Raw genomic sequence first — 16,022 nt, 5'->3', positions numbered from 1 at the left:
GATTGAAAGCATACAAGGACACTTGTGTGCTTTTTGTTATGCAAAAAGTTATATAACTTATGATATAACAATATCTTTTGTCCCTTTAACAAAGAATTTGATATTATCCTTTAGAATAGAGAGGAATTAAGAGATAATAAGAAAGGAGAGCAACAATGGCAAGACAAAAATACAATTATCTGTCTGATGAATTGATTGCGGAATCTCTTCAGGTGACCAATTACTTAGAACAAAGTCAATCCAGTCGGTTGAATATTCTTCAGTTGGATGGAGAGAAATGGTTGGAAGACTATTTTAACCGTTATGAGAAAGCCTCTCCAAGGCTACAGTTTCACATATTTCTCTTTTCGAGCTTTTATACTCGAAAAATGGAATGGTTTTTGGAAGGTGTAAGGGGGTAGTAGTTTGTTTGAGTTATTTGAAGTAGTATTTTATACCCTTATCCAACTGATTCGAGCCAGTTGGATCAATACCTTCCTTTTTCTAGGAGGCGCAGGTTATTACCTATTCAAACTCTTCCAGCCGTATTTTTTAAGAAATTATCAAAGGTTACTAGCAGGTAAGAGTAGTCTAAGCCAGGCAATAAAAAGAGGTTGGAAAAATCGTAAAGAAATTGATTGGAAACAAGTATGGTTCCAATCAATTAGAGGGTTGTCCAATTGGATGAAGTCATTCATACCGAAACTCTTGGCGCTTGTCTCTCTCATCATTTGGAATATTTTCTTCAGGATGTTCTACACACTCCCTTTTGTTAAACGAGAACGGAAACGATTTGATAAAGAAATGAAACCGATTCTTTATTTTAAAAGTTATCGCAGCTTTGTTTATATGGGATTAGGTTTTAGCTTTATTGCTTTTATCTTAACCAATTACCTGGTTACTGTTTTGAGAGCCACAATTCGCTTTCTCTATTTTAGTGCCTGGTCGTTTAAAGATGCTAGTAAGGCCGTAAACTTTGACTTAAACAGCCTCTTATTTCAAAGTTTATTGAATGCTAAGGTCTTCTTGATAGCACCGATTTTAGCATTTCCAATCTTTCTATTGGGCTTAGTTATCGCCTGGAAATCTGCCTGGATAAACTTCGAGCAGTTTCGAGACTATAACAACAACGAAGAAGGAGATGACCGTTTTGTGACGATTGATGAGATTCGTCGCCAATACAAAAAGATCCCCAATAAAGATTTAACTTATCCAGGTGAAGGTGGAGCTCCTGTACTTCATGAACTGACTCATGATTTAGCAGGACAAACACTCAGAACCCAAATGCTATGGCAAAATAGAAAAATGAGCCGATACGTGACAAATGCGGAGCGGATTTTAGGCATGTTAGCTTTTCCTTCTGGATATTATTACATTGAAGATAAGCCGACGAATCTGTTAGGAATTGGGATGACTCGTTCAGGTAAGGGTGAAGGTCATATTACTCCAGCAATTGAAATCAACAGTCGTGCTGAATTGCAGCCATCGATGGTATTATCAGACCCGAAAGGGGAGCATTATCAAGCCTCCTACAAACTCATGAGGCAACGTGACTATGATGTCAATGTTCTTTCTTTCCAAAATATGGATTGGTCCATGTCCTTCAATCCGCTAGCTCTAGCCATCGCTGCTGCAAAGAAGGGTTACTATGAGAAAACTCAGACCTATGTAAACGCAGTCGCAGAATCCATTTATCCGAAACAAAAAGGTGGAGAGAAGGGAAATGCTGAATACTTCCGTAAGTCTTCTATATCCCTATTTAACGCTCTGACAATGGCTTTGATGGATCGAGCTAATGAAACCGTTCAAAATGGTGAAGACGATGCCTGGGATACTATTACAATCCCTAACGTTGCGAAATTCTTGGCGACAATGGGGTCTGAAGAAGTCTTTGTAGATGGTGCTGGAGAAATCGTCGAGAATCCAAGCAGAGAACAACAAGTATCGAAGAAGTCAAAAATCACAGTCTATTTTGATAATTTGAGACAAGTCAATCAACAACAATTCTCGAAATTTAGACAAATGGCTGATATCGAATTTCGTGCTTCAGACTTTGGTGGTGATGAGACTAAAGGTAATGTCTACTCTAGCATGATGACAGGAATCAACCTGTTCTTGCAAGACAATGTGGCCAAACTGACTTCTAAAAACTCTATTGATTTAGAGTCTGTTGGCTTCCCACGTCGATTATCTGTCAAGCTGAGATCAAGCACCAACAGTCAGCTTAAAAACGAATTTAAGCACAAAACTGCTAAAGTAACGATTACAGGATTGAAGAAGTGGGGTAAAGTCGAAAAGAAAGTCGATTATATAAAGCAAGCGACAGCTTTAGTCGATGGGGAAGGCTATCTGACCTATGCCATTGAGCCTAAACTTCCAGATCAGTTTACGGTAACGATTGATTTCAATCATAAGAACAATGGGCATTCCCCTGTTCGAGATCAAATCTTTCAATTTTCAGCTGAAAAAGTCTATCGAAGAAACGGAGATAGTCTGGAACTAGATGAGTATAGCAAGAAGCCGATTTTAGATCATATCGATATAACCGTCCTTAAGAATAAAGAAGATACCAAAAATCTTCTTCAGGAGTCGGATATTGAGCTGGTCTATTCAGATAAACCGAAAGTCATTTACCTGGTAACACCGCCAAACCGAACAGAGTATAATGGGATTGTTTCGTTATTCTTAGATCAGCTATTCAATGCTAACTATGAGCTTGCTCTCTCAAGTGGTCGTAAATGTATTAATCGGATTCTCCATATCTTAGATGAGTTTACAAATATCCCTGCGATTCCTCACATGGATACAAAAATATCTATTGGATTGGGACAAAACATTCTCTATTACCTATGGATTCAAAATCTGGAGCAATTGGATGATAAATACGGCCAAAATGTTGCTCGAACCATTATGGACAACTGTTCATTGAAGGTTTATGTTAAAACAACATCTTCAGATACCAATAAGAAATTTAGTGCTGACCTGGGTACACGTACCATCACCAGAAGACGGCGCTCCAGCAATATCTTGGACGAGGCCAATCCAAATGTAGCTGTCGAGAATCCAAAACAAGAATTGTTGACACCAACGCAATTGGCCAAGCTTCAGGAAGGAGAAGCGGTTATCTTACGTGGAGTCAAGGGACGGGATAATGTTGGACGTAAGGTCACAACGGATCCAATCTTCGCACATGATAAGAACAGCTTCCCTTACAAGTACATGTTCTTACAAGAGGAATTTGATACATCGATGACTCTTGCGGATATTCCAGTCGAAAGTGCACACCGTGAGCTAGAACTTCAGGAGATCGCAGTTGATGCTGGTACAGCTTTCAACAACATCATAGACTGGAGGCAACGTTTGACCATGCCTCTTCTCAGCAACAATGGCGAAACACCTAAACTATCAGGTCGTCACAGTAAAGGACAAAAGGTACAATCCAAATCATTTACATCTACAGATGAATTATTCCAAGCAGCTGCAGCTAGTGTTATTCAAGGTGACTATGATTATTATGATGATGGAGACGACTTTTTTGCGGATGAAGTTATCTAAAAAGATATATAATAAGTTATATAAACACTTGCAAGAAAAAAAGCTGTTTGCTATAATAAAATAAAGAGTGGTTAGGAGATAAATGATGAAAGCAAAGTACTTTTTAAGAATTGTTTTAGTAGGTTTAGCCTTGATTTTACTTGGAGCTTGTGGTCAAAAATCACCTGATTCTATTGCTAAAAATGTGCTAAAAGATAGCTATACAGGCTTTTCACAGGAAGATGGTTATGAGAGTCTTGATTTTAAAGGTGGAGTAGGAACTACCTTAAAATTTGATAAAGAAAAGCGAACCATTTCAAATAACGACGGTGAAAGTATTAACTATAGTGTGCTTTCAGAAGAACAAGTTAAGGCAATTCCAGCCTCTTTCAGGGGAACTATTGTTAGTTTAGAAAGTCAACTGAAAGGCAAAGACAATTTTACAATCGCTGTTGATTATAGGGATATAGGTAAGCCTGAAGAAGCAGAGGCTTATTATCAAGTCGTCTTGACTGAGGGTGGTAAAAAAATCCGAATCATTGAGCTACGTCGTGGCTATAAAGAAGACAATGCTTTCTATGATTTCAATGGAACAGCAGATTAATTTAGAAAAGTCTCAATTACTTGAGGCTTTTTTGTTGTTAGAATTTCATTGTCCCTTTAAAAACGATTTTGTCATTATCGAATATGATAGGGGTATCTTAAAAAGAAAGAAGGTACCTTTAGTGCACTATCAAACCTTTTCAGATTTGGTGAATGAGGTCAAGGAACTCAATGGTGAAATCACAGGCGAGAATGCCAAAAAACTGGCGGAATTCTATTCCTACTGGGGAAACTATTTAGAACCGACTCCTGCATTTATGGCATATCTATCCTATTTACCAGGAGGGATCGTTAAAGCTTTTTATCAAATCATTTCCAGTCTAGAACATGTTTTTAATAATATGTTCAAGCTCTTTGGGCTTTTCGGATATTTGGGGGATCAGAAGACAGTCATTGGTCAATTTTTCTACTGGTTTCAGATATTAGGAACGTCCTTGTTTACTCTGATTTTGGTTGTGTCGGCTATCGCAGGCGTTTTTACTAAGCCAGTAAAGTATAAGGGGGTTATTATTAATTTCCTTTTGGTAACTGCAGTAACCACGGTTTTGCCTTTAGCTTTGACTACCATCTCAACAGCAGTGGCACAGGATGCCATGTCTATCCAGACAGTCTCCAGCGAAGCGCCATCTGGTAGTCAACCAACTTCCTCCTTGGCTCTTCAGCCCATGAAAAATAATGTAGTAGACCTAAAAGTCTTGATATACAAAGATTTTTCTACAGAGTTGTTTCCAATGGATGATTATGGCTATATCAAGCCCGTTCAGGAGGGGTCTACCCCTGTCAATAATATCACGGATAACCCTGACCAACGGGATACGGCAGATTTTGCGACCAAGATTGATTTTGGGGCAAACTATGGTACGACAAATCCAAAAATGTTAGATGATATACAGAAAAACGATAAAATAGCAGGAATTAAAGGCTTGTTCCTCCATAAGTTGAATTCCAATAATACAGGGGTTGAAAGCATTACAGAACACCGAGTCATTAATCAATTGAGTGCTTTTGAATCGGTTTATATGCGTTATAAGGTCAACTGGATAGGAATGTTCCTCCAGTATATAATCCTAGCTATTCTTTTGGTCAGCATGATCATTAAGCTTGTCAAATCAATTTTTGATATTTTGATTGAGGCAATGATCTCTCCGATTCTTGGTTATAGTTCTCTATCCAACTCCAAGAAATATAAAGAGTTGTTAAGAACGATTGGCGGTGCTTTAGCTGGAATTTTCTTTGAAGTTATCATTATGCGTGTAACACTTGAGATTTTCAGAGATTTGCCAATCCTTTCTGTTTCAGCAGTATCTAAGCTTTCTGGCGGATTCTTTGATGGACTCAATATGTGGGAACAGTGTCTTGCAGCTGCCTTTGTCTATATTGGAGTATTCTTTGCGGCAATGCAAGGAGTGGCCATGATTGAACGCTGGCTTGGAGTTTCAACAGGACATAGCGAAACAGCGCAACAATTGCTTGGTGCTATGATGATGGGCAATGCCTTTGCGGCTGGAGCAGGAGGTGTCTTTAATGGGGGTATGGCGCTTGGTCAATTTGGTATGGATATGGCTAAAAAAGCTCCAGATGCCCTGTCTAAAGGAAGTCAGATTCTGGGGAATAGCCTTGCAAGAACTGGAGGTGGTATTCAAGGTGCTTTGAACTCTGTAAAAGACCAGGGATTAATGAATGCGGCTAAAGGTGGTGTAAGTAATATGGTTGATTTGGCAGAATGGAAAGCTTTTGAAGCCATGCAAAATACGAAAGGGGCAGTTGGCAACGTTTTAAATAACCTAGATGATAAGGCTGTCTCTGCTCACAATGCGACCTATAATGCTTTGAAAAACGATGCTGTTCCTGGAATTGCTCAATTTGGACCAGTTGACATTCCTGAGCCACCAATCCAAGAGTCAAATCATCCAACTGGAGGAACAGAGCCACCGATCCAAAATTCATCTCATCCAACTGGAGGAACAGAGCCACCAATTCAAAACTCAACTCATCTAACTGGAGGAACAGAGCCACCGATCCAAAATTCATCTCATCCAACTGGAGGAACAGAATCTCCAATTCAAAATTCATCTCCATCAGTTGTAGAATCGACACAACCACCGAAACAACCAGACTCTCCTCAACAAAAATTTCAACAGAGCATGAGTCAAATGCAATACATGAACCAACAGATGCAACAAGCAGGACAGCGTATGCAGGGAGGACGTCATATCACAGGTGCTGAAAGTCCTGAAGAGGAGGAATAGGATGAATTATGGATTTAATAGGGAAGAATATTGTTATCACAGGAAGCCTACGTCCTCTAACTAGAGAAGAAGCAGTGCGATTTTTAGAAAGTAAAGGGGCTGTCGTGCAAAGCTATGTATCTAATAAAACAGATATATTGGTTGTAGGACACAAGCAGTTGAATCTTTTTGATCTTGATAAAAGGTCTAAGAAGCATGATGCAGCGCTTAGAAGACTATCAGAAGGCCAATTGATTACTTTTCTTTCTGAAGAAGCATTCTTTGATTTAGTTAAGAAGTCTCAGTATTGAGGCTTCTTTTTGTGTGTAAAAGTATGTTATAGATATTGACGTTTTTTAAAAAAAATGGTAAACTATTAACACAGTATATAGATTGTTAAAGATTGGAGAAGAGACATGGGAATTTTACAGAGTCACTTAGAAACAGAATGCGACTCAAGATTGGCAGGAGAATTAGCTTATAGTATAAAAGAAGCCTATCGATATCTATGGGAATTGATTAATGCAACTCCTGTATTGCAACATCCTGAAATGCGTAAAACTTATGGTCATATTAGACAAGCCTTAGTAGATGTTGCTCTACGTTTAGTTTTAGAAGATTCATCTATGCCAGTAGACGTGCAAATGATAGCTGCAACGAACAATAAAAGAAATGGCTATACCTATACTATGATTGAGACAAAGGGAGCTATTATATCCCCTGTGAAAACAAGAAGTGTAAGAGCTGTTCCTAAAAAAGCTCTGCATAGAAGTGTTGCTAGTATTAAGAATAAGCAGTTTGATCTGTTCACTACTCAAGAAGATATCAATAAACGGTATGATGAGACTACTCCCCCATTTATACTACTCACTTATGGTGGATCAAATCATCATCTTCAGTTTGTTCAGCTTGGACTACCTGATGTTGATTCAGAACAATGGATTGAGAAAGTAGATATTTTAAATGCTCCACGCATTATAACTTCTACAGAACAAGAACGAGCAACCCAAAAGAAACTAGATTTGACATTAACAGAGCTATCGGAAGATCTTCGTAGGAGAGTAGTAAATGGAACAACGAATATTTAATCCCTCTAAATTAACAAAAGCTAGAATAGCTAGGGGATTAACAAAGAAAGATTTAGCAGAACGAACTGGGATATCCCGACAGATGATTTCGAATTATGAATTAGGTAAAACGCAACCAGGAGCCAATAACCTAATGACTATTGTTGCTGAACTAGATTTTCCATATAATTACTTTACTTCTGAATCAAAAAGTTTTTATGAAGGAGCAACTTTTTTTCGTAGTCAGTCTGCATCCACCAAGAAAATAAGAGATATGCAAGCAGTGAGATTGGAATTTCAAAAAGAAATTTATGATTTTTTATCTCGCTATGTGAATTTTCCCCAGTTAATTCTTCCTGATATTCTAATGAAAAATATTCATGATATCACTAATAAAGATATTGAAGAAAAAGCCAGAGAATTGAGAGAGATTTGGGGACTTGGAATAGATTTACCAGTTTCTAATTTACTTGAAGTAGCGGAAATTAATGGTGTCATTATTGTTGAAGCAAATATGTCCGATGAAACACTAGATGCGGTATCAGAGTGGATAGGAGATAGACCGTTCATAATGTTGACAGACAACGGCGAATCAGCAGTTCGCAGAAGATTTAACATCGCTCATGAGATTGGACATATTTTACTTCACGGAGATATTGAAAGTATTCATGATTATACATCACAGGAATTAAAGAATGTTATTGAAAAACAAGCTAATTATTTTGCTTCTTGTCTATTGTTGCCTGAAAATGGTTTCTTAAAGTCATTGTTATCTACTAATTTAGATTTTTATATTGAGTTGAAAAAATATTGGAAGGTTTCTATTCAGGCTATGATTATGAGAACACATCAACTAGAGTTAATAAGTGATGATCAAAAGTTGTATCTGTTTAAGAAAATTGCTTTTAATAAGTGGAAGAGACAGGAGCCGTTAGATACAGAGATAATTCCTGAAAAACCAAGCCTTTATAGAAAGGTATATGAGCTGATTGTTACAAATGATATTCTTCAGAGGAATGAATTAATTTCCTATTTATCCCTGCCAAAAGATGAATTGGAGAAGTCTTTAGATATTTCAATTGATGAACAAAAACCGCCAAAACATGGTCCAATTTTAAGAATAGTTAAGTAAGAAGTCTCAGTATTGAGGCTTCTTTTGTTGTATAAAAAAGTATATAACTTTTTGTGTAATTACTTCCTGAAGGATGATGGAAAAAATGCTATTGTCCCTTTAAAAGATATTTTCGATTATTCATTATAATGTGAGTGTCAAAACAAATATAAAGGAGAAATTAATGTACGGTGAAAAATATGGTGTACCTAGAGATATTTATGCCAAAATCAAGATTATAGGACTTCTTATTATAGATATTACATTTGTAGGAATAACTGGGCTAATTGCTCTAAGCGTTGGATTAAGAATTTTTCCGAAAAGTCAATGGATGCAAATGTTCGCATTCATATTTTTAACACCAGTTATGAGTTTGTATCTGGTGTTGCCAGCTAACGGTGGTAAAAAGAATTGGCACAGTATGTTTCTTTTCTTCAGACGAAGAAGAAAACGTTACATCAGTTTGAACTATATCAGAAGGAGAAAATCATAATGGCAATTAAACAAACTTCATCCAAAAATATTGAGAAACGCCCTTTAGGACGTATTCGAGAAATGAAGAAGCATACTCAGGAATATTTCGATTTACATTCTTGTGTTGAGTTGTTAGACGTAAAATCAATTATTCCAAACAGACAGGCTTATATCCAGTTAGTAGATTATGGATACTTGCAGCTGATGGAAATACCAGGTAAAGACTTAGGGTCGATGTCTTATAACGAGGTGATGCGTACAATCGAAAATTTTGAAACTTGGTTAACTCGATTTGGACCTAATATCCAAGTAGAGACGACAACCTTGCCAACAAATACTGATACACAAATTTCTGACTTGCGCCATCATTTGAATTTAGTGCGACAAGATCTCTCTAAGATATCAGTAAATGAGAGACGTTTTTTACAACTCAAAGATCGTGAACTTTGGCTTCAAAGTCAAATTAAAGTTGAAGAGAGCATACGACAAGAAGTCTATAATACAGAGTTTATACTGTGGCTATTTGCACCTACAACAACTGAATTGGACGAATTAGTTCGGAAGGCGCAAACTTATGGAAATAATGATTTTGTTCCTCAAGAAATTAGCTATAGGAAGAAAATTCAGATTATAAAACAATACAACAATATGAATGAGAAAGTATAGGAGGGATAGTATGCCTGATTTATCAAAACGTAGACAAAGACAATTAAAGAATGAAGGATATGACCTTGCTTTCCTTAGCCAGATTCAACCGCAAGGAAATATTGATTTTAAAAAAGATGATCGTTCCTGGTTAAGTGGAGATGGATATCATACGGTCTTACACTACTATGAATATCCAACTGAAGGAATGGATCGTTTTTGGCTTTCTGAATTATTGCTATTACCTGGTACACGTACCTTCTTGTCACTGTATAAAGAAGATAATAGACAGCTTCAAAAAGAGATAGAGGACTCTATTGAAGAAAAATCAACACGTATTACTAATAACAGTAAATTAACAAATAATCGGAAAGAACTAGATGAAATTGAGAATCTGAATAAACTAAGCCGTGAAATTGATAAGCAAAATATAGCTATGTACGGGATGTATATTCGTGTCTTTGTGTTTGCATCAACCAAAGAAGAATTATTCAAGAAGGTTGAAGAGGTCAAAGACAAAACGTCGAAATTCAAATCCACTATTCTGTCTGGAGAATTAGATTTTGAATACCATGCCCCATTTATTCCAGCTGAATATCAGATTGATTTGCCCAATCATCGAAGAGGAATACCGACTCCAGCTCACTCAATAGCTGGTGGATATTTCTTTAATCATACGAAACTAGAAGATGAGAAGGGTTTTTATCTGGGTTGGACTCCAACAAATGGAGCGGTAAATTTCAATTTTCTAGAACGTGACGAGAAAAGAACACGATCCTTTATGATCCTATCTGGAAATCCAAAGATGGGACAGCGATCTTTTCTTATGAAACACACAGACGGTCTCTATGCAAAGGGGCACTATATTCGTAATTTTGATGCTACTGGTCAGTTTCTTGATCAGACAAGGAAGCAGCATGGATTGATTCTTGATTTATCAGGTGAGACTAACCGTATCAATATCTTCCAGGTATTTCCAACAGTGACCAATGAAGCAGGAACTGAAATCGATAAGAAGAAATCTTACAACCTTCATATCGAGAAATTGAAGAGTATCTATAAACTCCTGAATAATGAAGTGACAGGAGACGATTTAATCACATTTGGAACTCTCCTGAATGAGTTTTATATTGAGGGAAATATGTGGGCTCGAAATCCTTCATTGAATCCAGAAAAACTGAAAGCGACGGATATTGTGAAGGAAGAGTATCCTATTCTGTCTGATTTTATTTTGTTTGTTGATGCCTACAAACGTCGACTGGAACAAACTAGTGCGGATAAAGCCGAACACAAGGCTGTTAAGCGTATTTACAATACGTTTAACGAACTATTGACAACAAACGCAGAAATTTTCGAGGGAACAACCGAATTTCAAGATATTTCTTCAGAGCAAGTTGTAACATTTGACTTCTCAGGGTTGAAGAACGCCCCTCATTTGTTAAATGTTCAGATATTCTCTGTTCTTTCACTTGTCTCAGCTGATATTGTCAATAACGGAAAACGCTGTAAGCAATTACTGAAGAGACGTCCTGACTTAACGGAGATGGATATGCAGCACTATATTGTCAATATTAGTGGGGCACAGACACTCATTGACCCTAAGCATGAAAGTAGTGTCAACCTTCTGGCCGATATGATTGATACAATGGGCGAAAACTTTGCTGGAGTTGTGTTGTCCGTTAATTCTCTGAGGGGTATTCTGTTTGAGACAGGTATCGGCACTCATAAGGATCCATACGTAACTGCGGTTCAGAGGATTTTTGGTCTGATGCAGTATAGAATTTTTGCTCAGACAGATGAAACTAGCGTTCCACTATTAGCCAATGCTTTATCAGGATCAATGAATCAGTCTGAATTAGAAACATTGCCTCGCCTAGCCAAAGGACAGTTGTTTATGAATATTGCAGGAGTTGGAAATCTAGTATTTAACCAGCAATTATTAGCTCCAGAAGTTGAGCGCTATGGTGGTATCGAATAAGAAAGGACATTAAATTTAAATGGTTAAAAACAAATCAGGAATGATTACAAGGGCAAAGCAGAAATTTGATGAATATGTTTTGATTCGTAAATATCGTATGAAACAAGAAAGAGATTATTTTGCTTCAGAGGGAGAATCAGATCCAAAACGTTTAGAAGCACAAAAGGAGCGAGATAAGGAATTTTTGAATGGTCTCAAGAAAATAGGTCTAGGGTTTATTGTATTTTTAGTTTTTTATGGCATTTTACGAACAATATTAGGATTGTGGTAAATAAGCGAGGTGTCCATGAAAAAAATATTCAAACTGAAGATCCTCATTCCTCTTGTAGCTCTCCTATTAGTTGTCAATGTTGGGATAACCATGTTAGTTGGGATAATGGGAGCTGTAACCAATAATGGAAGAAATGATTGTGGTGCTGTAGAAACAACATCTTCAACTGGCGACTCCACAGTTTCTTCAGCTGATGGTTCCATCGATGACTTTGTAAAAAAGCATAAGGAAGCCTATATCCTGTCTTGGAAGGCAGGAGGTTTCCTACCTTCAGCCTCTATCACTCAAACTATGATAGAGAATGGCTTTAATTTTACGAATCCTAATGGAACTTCCTTCTGGAAGGCTCATAACATGGGAGGTGTTAAAACCTCCAGAAAAAGCGATTTTCCAGTCACTATTGCGACGTATGGTGAAGACAGTATTGACCTAACAGGAACAAAGCCTGGAGCAAACGTTGGAGACGGTACAGGAGGAGCTTATACTTGGTTTTCTAGCTATGATGCAGGGATTGTAGGGAAAGCTGAGTTTATGGCTCATCAAACCCTTTATAAAGGGGCTATAAACAATATAAATGGCATTGCAACTCTATCTGCCATAGCAGATGGTGGATGGGCCACAGATGGCACTTATAAGAGCAAGCTAATCGATATGTACCAAAAGCTAGGTACAAAGTATCAGTGGCTTGATAAGGAGGCTATTGCTGCTCATGGTGAGAAACCTTATGCAGTATCGAATACACAAGATGCCAGTTCTTTAGATAATGCTATTTCTTCTTCAGCTGAAAAAAGTGATTGTGGTGAATCAGGTGGTAGTGTCGATGGAACAGGAAAAGTTCCTTCAGATGCGACTGCGTGGGGGTATAAACCAGAAGATTTACCAGATAGTTTGAAACCGTTTATTATCGATCCTAAGAGTTTAGGCATGGATTATGCTAAGTCTACAGGGTGGTATAATCCTGGAAGGGACGATTTAGCTGGACAATGTGTGAATCTTACAATTAGTGTCGCAAATCATATATGGGGTCATTCTGGTTCAGTTCAAGGTAATGGGAAAGATCAGGCAGCAGCTTGGGCATCAATATTCGGGAATTCACTTAAGTCAACTCCCAAAAGGGGTGCTATCTTTTCTACACAGGTGGGAGGCGGAGGCTATGGTCATACAGGAATTGTATGTCATGTCTTTGAAAACGGATCTATCTTATTTGTAGAACAAAATACACCTTTAAGTGGTTGGGATACGTTTAAGACCCCTTATACATGGGACTATCGAATTTGGACTCCAGAACAACAGCGAGCCCAAGTTATTTCGTTTGCCTATCCAGATGATAGGGAACCTAAATTGAATTCAAATTAAAAGGAGTATATAAGATGATTGATTGGATAAAGGAGAATATGGTTGTATCGATTGTAGTAGGTATTCTATTGGTTTTGGCAGGAATAGGGATTGTATCGAGTTTCAGGCCATCTCAACAAACTAAAATAGAAGAAGCTGCCCAGGTGAGTTCTTCAGGAACCACTCAAAACGAGCCGTCTTCCAAAGAGGAAACGGCAGACGAGAAGAATTATCGGACAGCTAAGTTAAAACTAGAACGCCCCTATGCAGAGGCAAGCTCAGAAGACAAAAAAGAAGTGTTAAAAGCCTTTGAAGAAGCAGTAGCAGATATAAAAAAGACGAATTTTCTGCCAAATGTCAAGGGAACAATCGAGAATCATTTATCTATGACACAGAATGCGATGGTTCAAACCTTTGCGATGGCTATTCTAACGAATCAGTATGATTTTCAACCTAAACAATTAGAAGTGATGCCGACAGAATCAGAGGACGTTGTTCAATTTTTAGTTGTCTTGACTAAAGGTGGGGAAGAGAATAGCTATTTCATTGGTAATTTCAATACTACAGTTCAACAAATCCAACTAAAAGCCTATGTTGGTGGAAATATAGGCGGTACATATGGCTAAAAAGTTGCACAAAAAGTTATATAACTTTTTGTGCTTTTATATTGACAAGAAAAGTAGTTTTAGGTATAATTAAGTATATAAAAAGTTATATAACAAAATATACAATTATCCAAGGAGGGAATCATGAAGATTCAGACGACAAACTTAGGAAAAGGTGGCGGTGGTAAAACTACAGATACCTTTAATGAAGGGGATTGGTTGGCACGTGTTAAGGGACTTAGAACACTACTCATTGATGGAGCTTGGGAATGTAATTTGACAAGAACATTTGATGTAAAATGTGAGAAAACCGTCTATGATATATTTACGACTGGAGAGTATGAGATTGTTCAAATTTCTGAAAATCTCAGTTTAATCTGCGGAGATGAACGTCTAACAGATGAGCAGCTGGATCTTGGCAGTCGAAATAATAAATACTTGCAACTCTTTATGTGGTTTAGTGAGCACTATGAGGAGCTGGCCGCTCAGTTTGATGTGATCCTGATTGATACCCATAATGACGAAAGTTTGGTGACGGCCAATTTTATTGCCGTTTCGGATATGGTCTTAGCGGTATCCGATGCTTCTCTCAACGGTTTTCGGGCTTGGCTGTCTCTGAAGAAATTTGTCGAGTTTATCAAGAATGAAGCAATCGAGGTCATTTCTAAAAAGAGCTATGTCACAGCGGAACCTTATCTGATTGGCAATAAAATTAAGTACGTTGGCCAAAATGTGACAGATACCTGTAAGCAGTTTTTAGAAGTTGTGGAAGAAGATCCTGCTTACCTGGGTTCTATCCAGGAGAAAGAGCTCATGGCCAAAAGTCTTGTGATCAGTCAGAGTGTCTTTGAGCAGTATGAAGAGATGACAGCTAACCAAAAAGAGACACATCAAAAGTTTTATGATAATATAAACTACGTATATGAAAATATTTTGAGTGTGTTAGAAGGAGAGGTAGCATGACAGAGAATCGATTCGCACAAGTAAAACAAACATTCCAAAGTACACCAAAGAGAGAAAAGACTCCTTCGTCTAGGAAACAAAATCAGGAGGCTAGAAAGTCTCCTGAGAGCTATAATAAAAAGCAAAGATATCCATTCTCTTTACATCATAATGTTCGATATGATATGTTAGATGCTTTAGTAGAGTATCATGGTGAGAAATCAGCTTCATCTTATATCGAGAAGATGATTATAAGAGAATGGGAAAAGATGCAGAAAAAAATTAAGTAATGAGATATCGGAAAGGATGATTTTTTATGATAGATTTTAGTAAAGAAATAAAGAAGAAAAATGATAATGACGATGAAGATCCACAACCAGAGAAAAAGCATGTTCGTGATATGAAGAAAAAGAGAGAGAAGGAGGAACTTCTTAGAAAGTTGCACGAGGCAGAGTCTAATATTTCCAGTTCAGATCAAAAATCACTTGAAATGGAGAAGGAATAATGAAATACTTATCAAATTTATCAGATATTCCAGAATTTTCTTCAGCAGCAACAGATTCAGGACAATTCTTTATTCCTCGTCCAATAATAGATAACCCTCAGTTCAATGATTTGAAGGGTAGTGGAATTTTTCTCTACATGCTTTTATTAAATCGTTTAAGAGCTGCAGTTGACTTTGAATTAAAAGGATATGATGAAAATGGAAATACTTTTGTATGTTACCCTATAGAGGAGCTAATGGAGGCTCTTCAATCAGGTAAAAGTAAAGTGATTTCTTTGAAAAAGAAGCTAAAGAATCATGGTTTAATTGAAGAAGTCCGCCAAGGATCCAATCTACCCAATAGAATTTACCTAACAGATGAGATTTTAAAATATTACTGATAAAGTAGGAGGAATCTATGATGATTTTCATTGATATTAAAAGACTTGTTCAGCTGTTCTTTATTTTTATCGGAGCTATAGCTATCTATATGTTCTATAAGACATTTGGTCTTAGTATGGTGTTTATAGTCGTTTTAGGATTGGCCGTTTTAAAATTCGCTCCAGCTTTCCTTCCAGTTGTATTATTACTGTATTTGGGACTTCACTTTACAGGTGGATTTTCCTTTATTGCAGATGGAATTGTGACAATTCTATGGAGTATCATTTTGATTCCAATGGCTATATTCACTATTGACATGAGCAAATCCTATTTTAGTAAAAAAGAGAAACCCTGGTATGACAAGTAAGAGTTTATCTGAAAAGAT

Annotated in this window: 18 protein-coding genes; all 18 read left to right on the top strand. The window is 37.2% G+C overall.

What is annotated here, in order from left to right:
* Positions 1–155: 155 nt before the first annotated feature.
* The 18 genes from JQ841_RS00220 to JQ841_RS00135 all read left to right on the top strand — a co-directional run bounded on the left by JQ841_RS00220 (position 156) and on the right by JQ841_RS00135 (position 16,004).
* A complete protein-coding gene (locus JQ841_RS00220) occupies positions 156–401 on the top strand; it encodes a hypothetical protein (RefSeq protein WP_203179754.1) in 246 nt (81 codons plus the stop codon).
* Between the two features lie 4 nt (positions 402–405).
* Complete coding sequence (locus tag JQ841_RS00215) at positions 406–3,534, top strand: VirD4-like conjugal transfer protein, CD1115 family (RefSeq protein ID WP_203179753.1); 3,129 nt, start codon at positions 406–408, stop codon at positions 3,532–3,534.
* An 82-nt stretch (positions 3,535–3,616) separates the two neighbouring features.
* Positions 3,617–4,117, top strand: a complete 501-nt coding sequence (locus JQ841_RS00210; protein WP_203179752.1) for an LptM family lipoprotein — start codon at positions 3,617–3,619, stop codon at positions 4,115–4,117.
* A gap of 121 nt (positions 4,118–4,238) precedes the next feature.
* The gene (locus JQ841_RS00205; protein WP_203179799.1) at positions 4,239–6,365 is read left to right on the top strand and encodes a pLS20_p028 family conjugation system transmembrane protein; all 2,127 of its coding nucleotides are present in this window, start codon (positions 4,239–4,241) and stop codon (positions 6,363–6,365) included.
* 8 nt (positions 6,366–6,373) lie between these two features.
* A complete protein-coding gene (locus tag JQ841_RS00200; protein WP_203179751.1) occupies positions 6,374–6,655 on the top strand; it encodes a BRCT domain-containing protein in 282 nt (93 codons plus the stop codon).
* A gap of 105 nt (positions 6,656–6,760) precedes the next feature.
* A complete protein-coding gene (locus JQ841_RS00195; protein WP_203179750.1) occupies positions 6,761–7,432 on the top strand; it encodes a hypothetical protein in 672 nt (223 codons plus the stop codon).
* Positions 7,413–8,543 carry a helix-turn-helix domain-containing protein gene (locus tag JQ841_RS00190; protein WP_203179749.1) on the top strand — a complete coding sequence of 377 codons (1,131 nt, stop codon included), beginning with the start codon at positions 7,413–7,415 and terminating at the stop codon, positions 8,541–8,543. Before JQ841_RS00195 ends, JQ841_RS00190 begins: the two co-directional genes overlap by 20 nt.
* A 163-nt stretch (positions 8,544–8,706) precedes the next feature.
* Complete coding sequence (locus JQ841_RS00185; protein WP_203179748.1) at positions 8,707–9,015, top strand: DUF5592 family protein; 309 nt, start codon at positions 8,707–8,709, stop codon at positions 9,013–9,015.
* Positions 9,015–9,662, top strand: coding sequence for a hypothetical protein (locus tag JQ841_RS00180; protein ID WP_203179747.1), 648 nt, complete (start codon positions 9,015–9,017; stop codon positions 9,660–9,662). Before JQ841_RS00185 ends, JQ841_RS00180 begins: the two co-directional genes overlap by 1 nt.
* 10 nt (positions 9,663–9,672) lie before the next feature.
* Positions 9,673–11,619, top strand: a complete 1,947-nt coding sequence (locus JQ841_RS00175) for a virulence factor (protein ID WP_203179746.1) — start codon at positions 9,673–9,675, stop codon at positions 11,617–11,619.
* Positions 11,620–11,638: 19 nt separating this feature from the next.
* The gene (locus tag JQ841_RS00170; protein ID WP_203179745.1) at positions 11,639–11,890 is read left to right on the top strand and encodes a hypothetical protein; all 252 of its coding nucleotides are present in this window, start codon (positions 11,639–11,641) and stop codon (positions 11,888–11,890) included.
* 15 nt (positions 11,891–11,905) lie between these two features.
* A complete protein-coding gene (locus JQ841_RS00165) occupies positions 11,906–13,246 on the top strand; it encodes a CHAP domain-containing protein (RefSeq protein WP_203179744.1) in 1,341 nt (446 codons plus the stop codon).
* Between the two features lie 14 nt (positions 13,247–13,260).
* Complete coding sequence (locus JQ841_RS00160) at positions 13,261–13,851, top strand: hypothetical protein (RefSeq protein WP_203179743.1); 591 nt, start codon at positions 13,261–13,263, stop codon at positions 13,849–13,851.
* 123 nt (positions 13,852–13,974) lie between these two features.
* Entirely contained in the window at positions 13,975–14,793 is an 819-nt protein-coding gene (locus tag JQ841_RS00155; protein ID WP_049538574.1) for a ParA family protein, read from the top strand.
* Positions 14,790–15,062 (top strand): hypothetical protein, encoded by a 273-nt coding sequence (locus JQ841_RS00150; protein WP_044021364.1) that lies wholly within the window; start codon positions 14,790–14,792, stop codon positions 15,060–15,062. The genes JQ841_RS00155 and JQ841_RS00150 overlap by 4 nt, the downstream gene beginning before the upstream one ends.
* A gap of 26 nt (positions 15,063–15,088) precedes the next feature.
* Positions 15,089–15,277 (top strand): hypothetical protein, encoded by a 189-nt coding sequence (locus JQ841_RS00145; RefSeq protein WP_049538572.1) that lies wholly within the window; start codon positions 15,089–15,091, stop codon positions 15,275–15,277.
* Positions 15,277–15,657 (top strand): replication initiator protein A, encoded by a 381-nt coding sequence (locus tag JQ841_RS00140; protein ID WP_049538570.1) that lies wholly within the window; start codon positions 15,277–15,279, stop codon positions 15,655–15,657. Before JQ841_RS00145 ends, JQ841_RS00140 begins: the two co-directional genes overlap by 1 nt.
* A gap of 17 nt (positions 15,658–15,674) precedes the next feature.
* Positions 15,675–16,004 carry a hypothetical protein gene (locus tag JQ841_RS00135; protein ID WP_044021361.1) on the top strand — a complete coding sequence of 110 codons (330 nt, stop codon included), beginning with the start codon at positions 15,675–15,677 and terminating at the stop codon, positions 16,002–16,004.
* The last annotated feature ends 18 nt before the right edge of the window (positions 16,005–16,022 follow it).

It is taken from the genome of Streptococcus mitis (assembly GCF_905187535.1).
Classification (GTDB): Bacteria; Bacillota; Bacilli; order Lactobacillales; family Streptococcaceae; genus Streptococcus; species Streptococcus mitis_BS.
This window is presented reverse-complemented; position numbering and strand designations above follow the sequence as displayed.

Coding starts and splice junctions, on each gene's coding strand:
- JQ841_RS00220 (WP_203179754.1), top strand. CDS start 156: ATGGCAAGACAAAAATACAATTATCTGTCTGATGAATTGATTGCGGAA.
- JQ841_RS00210 (WP_203179752.1), top strand. CDS start 3,617: ATGATGAAAGCAAAGTACTTTTTAAGAATTGTTTTAGTAGGTTTAGCC.
- JQ841_RS00200 (WP_203179751.1), top strand. CDS start 6,374: ATGGATTTAATAGGGAAGAATATTGTTATCACAGGAAGCCTACGTCCT.
- JQ841_RS00195 (WP_203179750.1), top strand. CDS start 6,761: ATGGGAATTTTACAGAGTCACTTAGAAACAGAATGCGACTCAAGATTG.
- JQ841_RS00190 (WP_203179749.1), top strand. CDS start 7,413: ATGGAACAACGAATATTTAATCCCTCTAAATTAACAAAAGCTAGAATA.
- JQ841_RS00185 (WP_203179748.1), top strand. CDS start 8,707: ATGTACGGTGAAAAATATGGTGTACCTAGAGATATTTATGCCAAAATC.
- JQ841_RS00180 (WP_203179747.1), top strand. CDS start 9,015: ATGGCAATTAAACAAACTTCATCCAAAAATATTGAGAAACGCCCTTTA.
- JQ841_RS00175 (WP_203179746.1), top strand. CDS start 9,673: ATGCCTGATTTATCAAAACGTAGACAAAGACAATTAAAGAATGAAGGA.
- JQ841_RS00170 (WP_203179745.1), top strand. CDS start 11,639: ATGGTTAAAAACAAATCAGGAATGATTACAAGGGCAAAGCAGAAATTT.
- JQ841_RS00165 (WP_203179744.1), top strand. CDS start 11,906: ATGAAAAAAATATTCAAACTGAAGATCCTCATTCCTCTTGTAGCTCTC.
- JQ841_RS00160 (WP_203179743.1), top strand. CDS start 13,261: ATGATTGATTGGATAAAGGAGAATATGGTTGTATCGATTGTAGTAGGT.
- JQ841_RS00155 (WP_049538574.1), top strand. CDS start 13,975: ATGAAGATTCAGACGACAAACTTAGGAAAAGGTGGCGGTGGTAAAACT.
- JQ841_RS00150 (WP_044021364.1), top strand. CDS start 14,790: ATGACAGAGAATCGATTCGCACAAGTAAAACAAACATTCCAAAGTACA.
- JQ841_RS00145 (WP_049538572.1), top strand. CDS start 15,089: ATGATAGATTTTAGTAAAGAAATAAAGAAGAAAAATGATAATGACGAT.
- JQ841_RS00140 (WP_049538570.1), top strand. CDS start 15,277: ATGAAATACTTATCAAATTTATCAGATATTCCAGAATTTTCTTCAGCA.
- JQ841_RS00135 (WP_044021361.1), top strand. CDS start 15,675: ATGATGATTTTCATTGATATTAAAAGACTTGTTCAGCTGTTCTTTATT.